This window comes from Ruegeria sp. HKCCA5763, assembly GCF_013034545.1.
Lineage (GTDB): Bacteria > Pseudomonadota > Alphaproteobacteria > Rhodobacterales > Rhodobacteraceae > Ruegeria.
Map to the genome: position 1 here is coordinate 126,537 of NZ_WQGF01000011.1, position 13,209 is coordinate 139,745.

The following is a 13,209-nucleotide window of genomic DNA, read 5'->3' on the forward strand; positions in this document are numbered from 1 at the left end:
CTTACTTCTCGCTATCGACAAGGCCGCGGACAAAGAGCTTTTGCATCGATACCACCACTATGACCGGTGGGATCATTGCTAGAATTGATGTAGCCATGATGACCGGCCACTCGGCCACATCATCGCCGGACGGGAACATCTGTTTGATGCCCATCACAATGGTGTTCATTTCAGGGTCGGTGGTGATGAGCAGCGGCCAAAGGTATTGGTTCCAGCCATAGATGAACAGGATCACGAACAGCGCCGCGATATTGGTCCTGCTCATGGGCACAACGATATCAATGAAAAACCGCATCGGGCGGGCACCGTCGACTCGAGCTGCTTCGGCCAGTTCATCTGGAATTGTCAGAAAGAATTGCCGGAACAGGAACGTTGCCGTGGCCGAGGCGATAAGTGGGAAGATCAACCCATAGTAGCTGTTAAGCATGCCGAACCCGGCGACAACTTCAAAAGTTGGAACAATGCGAACCTCGACCGGTAGCATCAGCGTCAGGAAAATTAGCCAAAAGAACGTCGTTCGACCGGGAAATCGAAAATAGACAATCGCAAAGGCTGACAGCAATGAAATGATGATCTTACCCACCGCAATACCAATGGCCATCACGAGGCTGTTGAACAACATCGTGGCGACAGGCACATTCACGCCAGAAAACAATGCAGCCTTGTAGTTTTCCCAGAACTGATCACCCGGAACCAACGGCATCGGCGGTGACACGATTTCCGGCTGGGTAACGGTCGAGGCCACAAATGCCAGCCAGATCGGAAAGAAGATGATCAGAACGCCAAGTATCATTAGCGCATGGGTCAACCAGATCCCCATCCCGCGTTTTTCGACCATACCGTGTTGTTGGGCGGCCATCAGTAGTGCACCCTTTTTTCCACATATTTGAACTGGATGACGGTCAATAGGCCGACCACGATTAGTAGAATGACTGACTGCGCCGAGGATGAACCTAGATCCTGCCCGACGAAGCCGTCTGAGAAGACCTTGTAGACCAGAATGGTCGTCGCCTGTTGTGGGCCTCCGCCTGTGATGGTGTGGATAACGCCAAAGGTTTCAAAGAAAGCGTAAACGACATTCACCACCAGCAGGAAAAACGCCGTCGGAGATAGCAGCGGCAGTACAATTGTGAAGAACCGGCGCCAGAAGCGCGCTCCGTCGATCGCGGCAGCCTCGATCACCGACCGCGGAACCGATTGCAGAGCTGCGAAAAAAAACAGGAAGTTATAACTGATGCGCCCCCAAGCCGATGCTACAACCACCAACCCCATGGCCTCGGTGCCGTTCAGAACGTGGTTCCAGTCATAGCCAAGCTGGCCGAGGTACCAAGACACGACACCAACGCGCGTGTTGAACATGAACAGCCACAGTACACCAGCCACGGCGGGGGCGACGGCGTAGGGCCAAATCAGCAATGTCCGGTAGACGCCCGATCCCTTGATTAGACGATCTGCGATGACCGCCAGAAACAAGGCCGGGATCATTGAACACAGCGTTACGAGCGTTGAAAACACCGCTGTTGTCACAAAAGAGGCGCGGTAGAACTTGTCGCTCAGAAGGAACTCAAAGTTGCCGAGCCCGACGAATTGGGACGACAACCCAAAGGGATCAGGTATGAACAGAGACTGCCAAACGGCCTGGCCTGCGGGGTAAAAGAAGAAAACGGCGGAAATGATGACCTGAGGGGCGATCAGCGCCAATGGCAAAAGCCAGCCGCGGAAGGTGACGCGTTTTTCCATCTTGATAATCCACCGAAGAAAGAAAATGCGGGCCCTTAATAGGCCCGCATCAGTTTACGACTTATTGATTGGCGGATTCGAACCGGCGCAGCAGTGCGTCACCGCGCTCTTTTGCGCTATCCATCGCTTCCTGAGCGGTCTTTTCACCGGACCAGACGGCCTCAAGCTCTTCGTCGATGATGCCGCGAATTTGGTCGAACGAGCCCAGACGCAGACCTTTCGAGTTTGCGGTTGGTTCCTTCGCAGTCATCTGGATTACCGCGATGTCGGTGCCCGGGTTTTCATCATAAAAACCTGCAGCACGAGTAGCTTCACCCGCTTCGGCCGTGATTGGAAGATAACCGGTATTTTGGTGCCAAGCAGCCTGAACGTCCGACGAGGAAAGGAAGCTTAGGAACTCTCCAACGCCCTTGTATTCCTCGGGATCATGGCCTTCCATAACCCAAAGGGATGCACCGCCGATAATGGTATTCTGCGGCTCACTGGTGACTGCTTCCCAATAGGGCAGCGGCCTTACGTCGAACTCAAACTCAGCTTCAGAGCTGATACCGGCGTAACCGGCCGAGCTTTCCGTGAACAACGCGCATTCACCGGCCCGGAAATTTGCACCACCTTCGTTTCTGCGCCCGGTGTAGATGAACTTGCCATCCTTGGCCCAGTCACCCATTGCTGTCAGGTGTGCAACCTGCGCTGGACCGTTCAGCATCAGTTCGGTATCCAGACCGGCAAAACCGTTGTCCTGCGATGCGAACGGAACGTCGTGATAGGCCGACAGGTTCTCGAGGTGAATCCAGCTTTGCCATGCGGTCACCAGCGGGCAGTCCTCGCCGCCAGCCTTAAGCTGCTCAAGTACGTCGCCAACCTTTTCCCAAGTCGATAGATCTGTGTCCGGATCAACACCCGCCGCTTCGAAGGCATCGCGATTGACCCACAGAACCGGTGTGGACGAGTTGAAAGGCAGAGAGAGCATTTCACCGTCCGTTGTAGTGTAGTAACCTTTGACAGCGCCAATGTACGCGTCAGGATCAAACGACGCACCGCTTTCAGCCATCACTTCATAGACGGGTTTGATCGCACCTTCGGCCGACATCATCGTTGCCGTACCCACTTCGAAAACCATCAGAATGTGGGGTTGCTCGCCGGCGCGGAAAGCCGCAATACCTGCGTTCAGAGTTTCCGAGTAATTGCCTTTGTGGCTTTCGACCACGACGAACTCATCCTGGCTGGCGTTGAACTCATCAACTTGCGCTTTAACAAGCTCACCCAATCGACCGGTGAAAGCGTGCCAGAACTGAACTTCAGTTTGCGCCATCGCCGCCACGGGGGACAACGCAGTAGTTACGGCGAGAGCGCCGAGAAATTGCTTATTCATGATTCCTCCCATGCATCAGTGTTGATGCTTCGTTGAATACCGACCGCAACGCGTAATCAGCACACATGACGATTTCACGACGTTAACGTTACAAATTTATAATTCAAGCATTAAATTTTTGAAAAAAACATAACACTACGTTATGAAATTACTAAGCAAACAACGAACCAGGTTCAAAGCATGAGTCAAACTTTTAGAATCCGCCAATTGGAAGCGCTCATGGCAGTTTCCTCAAACGGGTCGGTCACTGCTGCAGCTAAGGATCTTGGGATAAGCCAGCCTGCGGTCAGCCGACTGCTTTCTGATCTGGAAAAATCGCTTGGCTTTCAACTTTTTGATCGCCGCGAAGGTCGCTTAGTTCCTTCGCAGGAGGTGCGTTATCTGCAACCCAGCGTAGAGCGCGTTTTGGAATTGATGAAGCAGATCTCGGACGTTAGTCAGGACATAACCCAACGCAAAGCGGGACACATCCGAATCGCATGTTTGCCCGGGTTCGCCACCAGTCACCTTCCCAACGTCATCGCCACCTTTTTACAAAATCGGCCAGGTGTGACCATGACGATCGAGCCTGACAGACCAGAACGCATTCTCGAGTGGATGATCGGTGAGCAATATGATTTCGGAATCACAGACAGCTTTAACGGGCATCCGGCCGTCGAAAGCAGAGACATCGATGTCCGTACAGTTTGCGTGTTTCCTACCGGACATGAATTGGAAGAACTCTCCGAGGTGTCACCTACGGATCTTGCGAATGCCAAGATTATTCACACAAGGCGCGACAGCGACTTTTTTGGAAAACTTTCAAAAGCGTTTCAAAGCGCCAACGTCAAACTCAACTCCCACATCGAAGTCAGGCAGTTTACGGCAGCTTGTGAATTGGCTGTAAAAGGTGTTGGGATTTCCGTGGTCAGCGAGTTGGATGCCGTCCAATATGCAGACAACGGATTGAGCTACCGACCGTTCAAACCGCTCTTGTCACATACGCTTTCCCTTGTGCGTCCGATTTTGAAGCAACCGTCACTGGTGACGCTAGAGTTCATCGAACAGTTTCAAGAGAGCCTAGCCCCGTTCAAGGCAAGCTAACTAAATCACTGATTTTATGGCGGAAAACGCCAATGTTCGCTGTCAGCAAGCCGTACTTTTTCTATCTTCATAACTTGAAGCCAATGCTTGAGCATTTGGAATAACCCAGGAGATCGACCTTGCCCTAATAGGCAAAAGCGGGGAAACACAGATTAGTTTTACAGTTGAGCTTGGATGATCTAGCTCCTTATCCTAGGACACCTAGTGACAGCTTTGTCCGCACAGCGGTCATTGATGCATTACGCGGCGAAAGACTGCTTTGAGCCCAAACCTGACCTTCGGCATACTTAAGAATCTTAGTTCAATGGTTTGTTCAAACGTGCGCATTCTTTGGTCAGGGAGTTACGCTTGATGATCAGAGGCGCTAAGATTGCAGTTGTGGAAACAGGCAGGTTAACGTTATGCGAAGTGCAATACTCTTACCCTTAGTGGCATTTTTCCTAGGCACCATTTTATTAATTCAATCCGCAACGGCAGCTTCTCTTGGGCAATACGAGGTTTTTGGCGTTGAAGACGGAGACATGCTGAAATTGCGTGCAGGACCGGGAATAGGGTTCAACGTGATAGTGGGCCTTCCAAATGGAACCGCTTTAAGAGTTCACAGTTGCGAGCAGAACGGCGGCACCCGTTGGTGCCGCGTGTCCGTGCAACGTGCGCGTGGTCTAAAAGGATTTGTCTCTTGGGCATATTTACGAAAGCTATAAGTAAAGCTTTGTTCCAGTGCCATCTTAGATGCCCAGGTTTTGTCAGAAGAACCAAAAATTGAGTTGGTTAAGGTATTGTCCTAACTTCGGCGAATTTTGCACACATAGTAGCCATTCAACCAAAGCGCAGCGAGTAACTGCATGGAGCTCATATTGACCAATGCTGTCCGCTCGACAAACTGGCGGAATGCCGAAATTGCCGACATCCCAAGGATTTGCTCAGATGTCAGGTGTCGGTTTCAAAATTATTTTAAGGTTTGCGATGAATCAAAGCCAACTGTTGATCGCTCATTCTTTGCTTATTCCAAAGCACTCGTGAGGTTCAGAACATGCATGCTCGCTTTCAACAACTTGCAGCAATCACTGGTATTTTCATTACCGGTGTGGCGCCAGCGATTGCGGAAGACGTCACCAAAGTGGATGTATTCAACTTCGTCCGAGCCGAAAGCGACAATCAGATGCTCGGCTATGCCGACAAAGGCGCGTTCGGGACGTTTACTCACAACCGTGATCCGTATCCGGTCGAACTGAGCGAACAGGTCACAATCCGAGTGAACCGCGATACTCTCTACTCCTTCGCTGTGTTCGACCTGACCGCGCCGGTGATAATCACTAATCCAGAAAGCCCTGATCGGTTTCAATCGATCCTTGTTGTCAATCAGGACCACTCCATCGCCGATCCGGTCACAGAACCCGGTGACTACCTGATCACCATGGAGAAGGCTGGGACCCGCTATGTTTGGGTTTGTGTGCGCACCTTCGCGAACATGAGCGATCCGGAAGACATGAAGAAAGCCCATGCGCTACAAGACCAAATTACTTTACGGCAGGATGATCCCGGAACGCTCGAATTGCCGAACTGGGATCAGCAAAGTCGGGAGACCGTGCGCGGCCTGATCAACGAGTTGGGCAACATATCAATCACTGACTTCCGGGGTTACTTTGGTCGCGTCGAGCAGCTCGACCCGATCAAACACTTGCTTGGGGCGGCTTATGGTTGGGGAGGCAATCCGGAACGGGGCGCGATGTACTGGAGTGTGACACCGGAAAAGAACGACGGTGAGACAGTCTATGTTCTCAACGTTAAAGATGTTCCCCAATCAACGAGCAGGGCTTCTGGTCGGTGTCGGTCTACAACAAAGACGGCTTCTTCGAGAAGAATGAATACGACGCCTACACGTTCAGCAATGTGACAGCCGATCCCAATGAAGACGGTAGCTACACAATCCATTTCGGTGGTGACCCAGAGGCGATCAATTACTTGCCGCTATATGACGGCTGGAACTACACGGCACGTGTTTACTCGCCAAAACGCGCCGTGATCGATGGCGACTGGGTATTCCCGGCCCCTGAGTTGGTTCAGTAGCGAAGGGCAGCAATGCACTGAGTGAAGGTAGAACGCCTCTAGTCGTCTTGTCTTTTTCTTCACATCTATAAGTGCTAGCTAGCTCTCGCGCAGACGCATCTGCTGTAGTGATTTCGAGACAAGCCAAGGCTAAACCAGCCAGCAATGCCGCTATTCAACTGGTGTGCTTCGACATCCGCGCGTCTCAAACATAAGAGTCTTTTCAGATGTAGTTCAGCTGCTTTGTGATCCAGAACAGAATCTCAGCCAAGGCTGAAATGGCGCCCGCTTGTTCGGTGATGATAAGCGCTGTGCCCGAAGCTCCGAGCCGGGCATTCTGCGTCGGAACACTTTCCGGTACACGCATGGTCACGACGTAATCCGATATGCCACTCAAGTCTCGCAGATTGGGTAGTCCGCCTCTTGCGTCGACAGAGCCCTCGCGCGTTCCTGGTGGAATGGAAAGAATAACTGCATCAAACTCGTGCCCAGGCAGCGTTCCTAAAGCTACGCGAACAGTATCGCCTGCAACAACATTGCCAATACTGCTTGTGGTAGTCGAGCAACTAATATCCGATCGTCAGGGATGACAAAGTTAATCGCGCCCTGAAGTGTGGTGACGCGATTACCCACGCGCAGCGACAAACCCGTTACAATACCATCGGCTGGCGCACGGACGACGGTTTGTTTAAGCGCCCATTCCGCCTGCGCAAGGGCTTCTCGAACTTCGACAATGCCAACATCCACTCCATCAATCTGAGCTGCAATCCGTCGCTCTAGACTGGCTTTCCGGGCTTCGGCCGCGCGGAGATTCGCTTCTAATTGCTCGATCGTAGAGACCGCTTCTTGCAATTGAAATTCAGCCGAAGCGCCGCGTGTTGTGAGTTCAATTATGTCATCGCGTCGTTGTATTCCGAAAGCCAGTTGAGCGTTGAGCGAGGCGATCTCGGCCGTCGAAGCTTGCAGATCGGTAATGAGCTGATCAGCAGACGCTTCAGCAGAGGCCAAAGACGCCTTTAGGCGCGCAACCTCTGCGGCCTGCGTGGTGTCATCGATACGGAAAAGCACATCACCTTCTGATACGCTTTGGTTGGCTTCGACCGCGACTTCGACAACCGGACCCGCCACATTCGGAGCAATGTTGATGACCGGGCTCTGAACCGAGACAGGACCCGAGGGGGTTGTATGGTTCAATGCTCCAATCACTACAAGGGCGATAATAAGTGCGCCGCCATAAATGATGGTTTTGAAAAATCCGTTCCACGGCAGGAGCTTGAGCTTGGAAAACACAAGCCAGGCCAGGCCGAAGTACAGTCCAAGTACGATTAGCATTTACGAGTTCCTCACACTAGCAGGTATTACACCGATCATTTTGGGAAGACAAACGTTGCACCAATTGTGGCGCCCCAGTCCTCAGGACCGTTGTCAGGCGCAGTAACCCATTTTCTCACGCCAGCCGAAAAACTGATCCGTCGCACGCCGAATGCGACCACCTTTTTGACTTGTAGATTGATCGGGACCGACCATTCGTCTTCTTCCCAATCGTACGTACTTTCAGTGTTAATTACGAAAGTCCACGCATTTGGGGTTGTATAGTTTAGAAAGGGTTGGAGGAACGTATCGCTTTGCTCCGTCTCCGCATTTGCGATGTCCCATGTGTGACTGGCGAGTAACCCAATTGTCCACGGACCAGGTTGTTTGAGCGCGAGGCCTGTAATGCCAGCCCCCCATTCGTTTCGCCCGATGCCGTTAGAGGAAGAAGTCGGTATTTGTAAAATTGGGCCCAGCCCCCAGATGATCCCGGCAGGGGTCGGTTCCTTTGGAGAAAAAAAGAAACTCGCTTGGATATCGCTAACCCCTCTGTCAGAGCCTCCAGGAGCGACATCGTCTAGACCAACGTACGGAATAATTGTGCGCGTGATAAGGTTCCATTCATTGTTCAGACTGAATGGAATGACGGGCTTTATGGTGAATGTGTCTCGCGTACCTTGACCATCTGATCCCAAGTTTTCATCATACTTGTATTCGAATGGTACGGAAATCAAAGCGGCAACAGGGTTAGCTAGTTGCTTCGCCAGTTCCTCGTCCGTTTCTGATACAGATGCCGTTGCGGAAAAGATCAACAAAATCGATCCCGTACGGATACCATGAAATCTCATTTTGCCCTTTATTATTTGATGTTTCGGGAGCCTGATGAAATGGCTGCAGTACGGTACCCTTTCGTCTGCCAGCACTGCGTCTGCTTGTGCGGCGTCGGCTCAGACATCGTTAAACCCCAGCGAAGAACCGAGAAACACCTCCTATGACGTGAGTACCCGTGACGCCAACCCTTGTCGATGCGAATAGGCAAACATCGTCTCGAACGTTTTGCGGTTCGCCTCAAACCCATAAGGATAATAGTTGCGTCCCATCAGTGCCCGCGTGTCTTCGACCTCGGCTGCGTACCAGGGAAGCATATCCGTGACCCATGTGAGACGATCTTGCTTACGATATGCAACTTGCTTCGCTTCGACATAGGCGTCGAATACTGCCTTTGGGAGCCACGGATGCTCAATTGCCACATCCCGCCTGATCGCAAGCACATGCATGATCGGGAAAATGCCTGTGCGTTGGAAGTAGTCCTGTTCCACGGCACGTGTGTCGTCAAAGAGTCGAACGACCCGCGGGTCGCCTTCAATAAATGCCGCAGGTGCTGCCGCATGGATCAAAGCATCCACCTCGCCGGCAAGCAGTAACTCGGATTCATCTAACCCAGCGGTGCCTGACTCGATTGAAACACCTTCAGGATTGACTTGCTCCTGCGCCGAAATTGCACCGGCTTCAGCGGCAGAACTGTCCTTGTTGGCGATCACCCAAGTCATGTCTGATGGTGCTATGCCGTATTCGTCTTCTAGGATTCCACGGATCCAGGTAAGTGATGTCGAAGAGTATCCGGGCGTTCCAACGCGCCGACCTTTGAGATCTTCCGGCTTTTCAATACCTTCACTTGCACGGACGAAAATACTCTTGTGTCTGAACTGGCTCAGTAGAGGAATAGGCAAAAGCGCGTAGCCCCTGAAGTCATCATTCGCATGTGCCAGCATAAAGGGGTGCAGTCCCAACTCGGTAACTGCGCGATCACCTTGTCCGGAAAACGCTCGCGTGTTCATGTCACCAATCCATCCTGAACAAACGTCGCTTTCACGCCTTCGATTTGCACTCGTCCGTCGAAGAGTGCCGCCGTGCGATCCAGCAGATAGCTGGACACTGTGATTGGCAGATCGGCAGCTTGTGCCTTCGCAATCCAAGGTGTCGCGAGCGCAGTCGCGCCGTATTGCAAAAACTTGCGTCGATACATTTCAGGTAACTTCGTCTGGAGCCCCGACGCACCAATGCGCCGGGGCGGGTACCTTTTATTCACCCAAGTTGGGATCACCTGCCGGGTCGAAGGGCAGTTCGTCCAAGTGCTCGATGTACTCGAGCGGATCGAATGGCAGATCTCCGAGAACCAATTGCGGGTCCTGCTCGCGCTTCAACTGCTCGGACGCATTTGCGATACCGGTCCACGGAATACCGTGCGTTTCCGGACGATCAGGATAACGTTCTTTCCACAGATCGTGGCGTAGACGCATCCGGTTGAACGGTCGCTTGAGGTGGATCAGATTGGTCAGCATCGGCTGCACTTCGCGCGGATCGGACGGCAGGAAGTAGAAGGCCGCTGGAATGCCACTGGCGTCCCCAACCGGGTCGGGCGAAATGAAGTGCCGCTTGTAGTCGCCTTTCACAATCGCACCCAGCATTGGCCCGGCATAGGTGAAGGTGTAGTCGCGCCGACTGTGGCCATCCCCATTCAGCAACAGGGATGTCTGATCCAACCCATCGATCACGCGATCCGTTGGGATGTTGTCCATCGCGCCGCCAAGGCTTGCGAAGGTTGTGAAGAGATCAGTGATATGGATCATGTCGCCGGGCAAGGAACCCGGTTCGATCATGCCGGGCCAGACTGCAAAAGCCGGAACCCGAACACCACCCTCGAGGAAATCACCCTTGCCGCCACGGAAGATTGTTTCGGCGAAGCCGGTGCCCGGAGGCGGGTTGTGCGACATTGGCCCGTTGTCGGCCATCGCGACAATCAGCGTGTTTTCGGCGATCCCCAACTCTTCGAGCTTAGAACGAATATCAGCGATCATCGGATCGACTGTGCATTGCAACCCGTTTTGCAAAAGTGCGCGCGCGCGTGTGCACTTGCGGCGGATCGGCATGAAGTTCGCCATAATCGGCCAATTCGCCACATAGAACGGTTCCCCATCTTCTACACTGCTTTCCATAAAGGCAAACATACGATCGAGCCCTTCGGCATCGATCATTTCGTAGGTTTCGGTGGTATTATCCCGCCATTGAAGAGTTTCCCCACCTTTGGTGCCCTCGGCGACCATCACCCAGTCCTTGGTGACGAAGGTATCGTCAAGTTTGTAGGGGTTTTCTACCAGCATGTCCTCAAACAAGCCGATGGAGGCGTTGCCCTGCTCTGCCTCACGAGTGTTGAGCGACAAGATTTGGTTGTAGCCAGTGAAGAGCGCCTCGTCGAAGCCTTGATTGTGCGGGTAGCTTTGCTCAATGTCTCCAAGGTGCCACTTGCCGTAGAAAGCAGTTTTGTAGCCGGCGTCGCCAAGCACTTCGGCCATCGTCACTTCATCAGCATGCAAACCGTGGCTCTCCTGCAGCATCCCGATGTTGTACATACCTGACCGGATTGCCATCCGGCCTGTGGCGGCAGCAGCCCGACTGGGTGTGCAGCCCACTTCGGTGTACATGCGCGTGAACATCATGCCTTCTTCGGCAAGTGCGTTGATGTTCGGCGTGTCTAAGCCCCTCACGGCTTGAATTGCCGGGATGCCAAGATCGCCGTAAGCTGTATCGTCCCACATGATATGGATAAGGTTGGGCTTCGTGCCAAAGCGCTGTTCAAGTTCTGCAAGGCGCGCTTGCAGTTGCTCGTCTTCGGCAGCCCAACGCTCACCATTTTGTGCCTCAAGAACATAAAACTCCGCATCATGCACGATCTCGCCTGCAGCTTCTTGCGCAACGGTGGGAAAGGCCATTGCGGCACCGACGGTCAGTGCTGCACTCGATCGCAGCGCAGTGCGGCTCCACTGATTTACATTTCGCTTGAATATCAAAGATTTTCTCCCATTTTGGATCAGTTATTGGTCGTAGAGTTGAAGGTATTCACCCCACGCAGCTTTTGCTCAATTTCCAACCTCACCTCTTCAAGGCTTTGTTGAGCTTGTTTGGCTGCCCATGTGTCGCTGTCTTTCATGGCGCAGGTCTGAAGTTCAGTCAGTTCTTCAAAGTCGTGGCAGGCCGCATCCAAACCTGGATGAACATGACGTAACCGAGCCAATTCATCGGAGGCCAACGAGAATGTTTTTGCAATAACGTCGTGGCTCACTAAGTTACCTTTCAAACGACAATAGCAGTGACAGCCACACATTCACACAGAGTAATATTGAACTCTACGCATTACACGGTGAAACGGGGTGAAACGTGAGACTGTCAAACGGAAGTCAACCAGTGCTTGGTGGAAGGTATGGCGGCAAAGGCTGACCCAAGAACAGTAGATGACCGCGATATCAACAGAGCGGTTGCCACATTCTTAAAAACGGATCGAATGAGCCGATCTGAGCGGCTGAGCGCGTTTCTGTCCTATGTCACCTTGGAAACACTTTCCGGTAGGGGCCAAGACATACGCGCAAAAACGATCGCCCAGGATGTCTACGGGCGCGATCCCTCCAGCAAGGATTACAGCGAAAACGTCGTTCGTGTGGATGCCCGACGACTGCGACGATTGTTGGAGGAGTATTATTCCGGTGAAGGTTCAGGTGCCGAAATCCGCATTAAGATGCCCACCGGCAGTTACGCACCGAAATTCGAGTATTATAAGACTTCAACGGTTGCGGCCAATGAGACCCTCGGTGGCAGCATCGTGCAACGAAAAGATGTCGTAAAGTTTGGTTCGGCTGGTGCTGCCTTGGCTGTTACATTGGGCATCGGCATTTATGCGATCCAGAACGCCATCAAAGTCACATCACCGCCGCCTTCGTCAGCAGAAGCTGAACGCGTTGCGCTACTCAATCTTTCCGGCGCTAGCCTTCAGGCTGAAAACCTATGCCGTCAGGGTCGCAACTTACTGTTTCCCATCGCGGATGCGGAGCAACAAAACTTGGCCACCGGCCTGTTCTACCGGGCGGTCGATTTGGATGCGGGTTATGCGTGCGGTTACGCAGGAGCTGCGCACAGCCTTGCCACGCAGTCCATGTTGGTTGGCGATAGTGCGGCAAAGAGAAACTTGCTCTTGGAAGCTCAACAGATGGCGGATAAAGCGCAGGCCATCAGCCCGACAGACGGTTGGGTCGTGTCAGGATTAGCTTGGGTTGCAGTTGCAGACGGCGATATAAAAAAAGCGTTCGAGCTATCGCGGCTGTCGGCCGAGTTGAGCCCAAACGACGGAAATGTTCTGGATTTTCACGGGGTCATTTCAATCTTTGCAGGTGATTATCAAGAAGCGCGCCGCGCCGCCGATCCCGAGCGAGAGAGAGATACTCAAGGCCTGCAACATGCAAACCTTAATGTTTTTGGTGTCGCGAGCTATCACAATGGCAACTACTCAGAAGCAGTTGCCGCGTTTGAGAATGCCATCCGACTAGGCGAACCGGTGAGCGCACTGACACTCGTTTATCTCGCTGTGTCGCATCAAGCCAACGGTGAAGAAGCGGAAGCAAACAACTATGTGACAGAATTAGGGGATGGTTTTCCCGCTTTTCCTGTGAGAGCTGTATTGCAACGCCTTTATCCGGATAAGAACGTTTCGAATGGGGTCATCAGGCACTTGCTCGAGGCCGGATGGACGGAACAACAGGCTCAACGGCGAGAAGCGAACGACGGCTAAGTGTTGCCGGCACAGTTGGGAATAAAAACGGCGATCG

15 protein-coding genes are annotated in these 13,209 nt (G+C 52.7%); 5 read left to right on the forward strand and 10 right to left on the reverse strand.

Annotated features, from left to right (window positions below; translation table 11 throughout):
• Position 1: 1 nt before the first annotated feature.
• The 3 genes from ugpE to ugpB all read right to left on the reverse strand — a co-directional run bounded on the left by ugpE (position 2) and on the right by ugpB (position 3,112).
• Positions 2–838: a sn-glycerol-3-phosphate ABC transporter permease UgpE gene (gene ugpE, locus GOV89_RS17870; protein WP_170353922.1), complete on the reverse strand. Its 837-nt coding sequence runs from the start codon at positions 836–838 to the stop codon at positions 2–4.
• A gap of 20 nt (positions 839–858) precedes the next feature.
• Positions 859–1,740, reverse strand: a complete 882-nt coding sequence (ugpA, locus tag GOV89_RS17875; protein WP_155150415.1) for a sn-glycerol-3-phosphate ABC transporter permease UgpA — start codon at positions 1,738–1,740, stop codon at positions 859–861.
• Between the two features lie 61 nt (positions 1,741–1,801).
• Positions 1,802–3,112 carry a sn-glycerol-3-phosphate ABC transporter substrate-binding protein UgpB gene (ugpB, locus tag GOV89_RS17880; RefSeq protein ID WP_171180519.1) on the reverse strand — a complete coding sequence of 437 codons (1,311 nt, stop codon included), beginning with the start codon at positions 3,110–3,112 and terminating at the stop codon, positions 1,802–1,804.
• Between the two features lie 180 nt (positions 3,113–3,292).
• On the opposite strand from ugpB, the gene GOV89_RS17885 reads away from it, so the two are divergent.
• The 4 genes from GOV89_RS17885 to GOV89_RS22705 all read left to right on the forward strand — a co-directional run bounded on the left by GOV89_RS17885 (position 3,293) and on the right by GOV89_RS22705 (position 6,265).
• Complete coding sequence (locus tag GOV89_RS17885; protein WP_171180517.1) at positions 3,293–4,195, forward strand: LysR substrate-binding domain-containing protein; 903 nt, start codon at positions 3,293–3,295, stop codon at positions 4,193–4,195.
• A gap of 521 nt (positions 4,196–4,716) precedes the next feature.
• A complete protein-coding gene (locus GOV89_RS23115) occupies positions 4,717–4,899 on the forward strand; it encodes an SH3 domain-containing protein (protein ID WP_371809170.1) in 183 nt (60 codons plus the stop codon).
• 329 nt (positions 4,900–5,228) lie between these two features.
• Positions 5,229–6,092, forward strand: coding sequence for a DUF1254 domain-containing protein (locus GOV89_RS17895; protein WP_217352179.1), 864 nt, complete (start codon positions 5,229–5,231; stop codon positions 6,090–6,092).
• Positions 6,023–6,265: a DUF1214 domain-containing protein gene (locus GOV89_RS22705; RefSeq protein WP_371809147.1), complete on the forward strand. Its 243-nt coding sequence runs from the start codon at positions 6,023–6,025 to the stop codon at positions 6,263–6,265. Before GOV89_RS17895 ends, GOV89_RS22705 begins: the two co-directional genes overlap by 70 nt.
• Before the next feature lie 202 nt (positions 6,266–6,467).
• On the opposite strand, the gene GOV89_RS17900 is transcribed toward GOV89_RS22705, so the two are convergent.
• The 7 genes from GOV89_RS17900 to GOV89_RS17930 all read right to left on the reverse strand — a co-directional run bounded on the left by GOV89_RS17900 (position 6,468) and on the right by GOV89_RS17930 (position 11,675).
• The gene (locus GOV89_RS17900; protein WP_171238753.1) at positions 6,468–6,617 is read right to left on the reverse strand and encodes a hypothetical protein; all 150 of its coding nucleotides are present in this window, start codon (positions 6,615–6,617) and stop codon (positions 6,468–6,470) included.
• Positions 6,618–6,751: 134 nt separating this feature from the next.
• Positions 6,752–7,576: an HlyD family secretion protein gene (locus GOV89_RS17905; protein ID WP_171238754.1), complete on the reverse strand. Its 825-nt coding sequence runs from the start codon at positions 7,574–7,576 to the stop codon at positions 6,752–6,754.
• A gap of 35 nt (positions 7,577–7,611) precedes the next feature.
• Positions 7,612–8,367, reverse strand: a complete 756-nt coding sequence (locus GOV89_RS17910) for a transporter (protein WP_254451546.1) — start codon at positions 8,365–8,367, stop codon at positions 7,612–7,614.
• Positions 8,368–8,544: 177 nt separating this feature from the next.
• On the reverse strand, positions 8,545–9,393 hold the full coding sequence (locus GOV89_RS17915) for an ABC transporter substrate-binding protein (protein ID WP_171238755.1): 849 nt from the start codon (positions 9,391–9,393) through the stop codon (positions 8,545–8,547).
• Entirely contained in the window at positions 9,390–9,581 is a 192-nt protein-coding gene (locus GOV89_RS17920; protein ID WP_171176832.1) for a hypothetical protein, read from the reverse strand. The genes GOV89_RS17915 and GOV89_RS17920 overlap by 4 nt, the downstream gene beginning before the upstream one ends.
• 55 nt (positions 9,582–9,636) lie before the next feature.
• The gene (locus GOV89_RS17925; protein ID WP_171238756.1) at positions 9,637–11,403 is read right to left on the reverse strand and encodes a sulfatase-like hydrolase/transferase; all 1,767 of its coding nucleotides are present in this window, start codon (positions 11,401–11,403) and stop codon (positions 9,637–9,639) included.
• Positions 11,404–11,423: 20 nt separating this feature from the next.
• Positions 11,424–11,675, reverse strand: coding sequence for a hypothetical protein (locus GOV89_RS17930; protein ID WP_171176828.1), 252 nt, complete (start codon positions 11,673–11,675; stop codon positions 11,424–11,426).
• A gap of 138 nt (positions 11,676–11,813) precedes the next feature.
• Between GOV89_RS17930 and GOV89_RS17935 the strand changes: the two genes are divergently transcribed.
• The gene (locus GOV89_RS17935) at positions 11,814–13,172 is read left to right on the forward strand and encodes a tetratricopeptide repeat protein (RefSeq protein WP_171238757.1); all 1,359 of its coding nucleotides are present in this window, start codon (positions 11,814–11,816) and stop codon (positions 13,170–13,172) included.
• Positions 13,173–13,209 lie beyond the last annotated feature (37 nt).

What these genes read in the sequence shown, in the direction of transcription:
- ugpB (WP_171180519.1), bottom strand. Translation starts at nt 3,112, where the DNA reads ATGAATAAGCAATTTCTCGGCGCTCTCGCCGTAACTACTGCGTTGTCC.
- GOV89_RS17920 (WP_171176832.1), bottom strand. Translation starts at nt 9,581, where the DNA reads ATGTATCGACGCAAGTTTTTGCAATACGGCGCGACTGCGCTCGCGACA.
- ugpE (WP_170353922.1), bottom strand. Translation starts at nt 838, where the DNA reads ATGGTCGAAAAACGCGGGATGGGGATCTGGTTGACCCATGCGCTAATG.
- GOV89_RS23115 (WP_371809170.1), top strand. Translation starts at nt 4,717, where the DNA reads ATGCTGAAATTGCGTGCAGGACCGGGAATAGGGTTCAACGTGATAGTG.
- GOV89_RS17895 (WP_217352179.1), top strand. Translation starts at nt 5,229, where the DNA reads ATGCATGCTCGCTTTCAACAACTTGCAGCAATCACTGGTATTTTCATT.
- GOV89_RS17885 (WP_171180517.1), top strand. Translation starts at nt 3,293, where the DNA reads ATGAGTCAAACTTTTAGAATCCGCCAATTGGAAGCGCTCATGGCAGTT.
- ugpA (WP_155150415.1), bottom strand. Translation starts at nt 1,740, where the DNA reads ATGGAAAAACGCGTCACCTTCCGCGGCTGGCTTTTGCCATTGGCGCTG.
- GOV89_RS17915 (WP_171238755.1), bottom strand. Translation starts at nt 9,393, where the DNA reads ATGAACACGCGAGCGTTTTCCGGACAAGGTGATCGCGCAGTTACCGAG.
- GOV89_RS17935 (WP_171238757.1), top strand. Translation starts at nt 11,814, where the DNA reads ATGGCGGCAAAGGCTGACCCAAGAACAGTAGATGACCGCGATATCAAC.
- GOV89_RS17905 (WP_171238754.1), bottom strand. Translation starts at nt 7,576, where the DNA reads ATGCTAATCGTACTTGGACTGTACTTCGGCCTGGCCTGGCTTGTGTTT.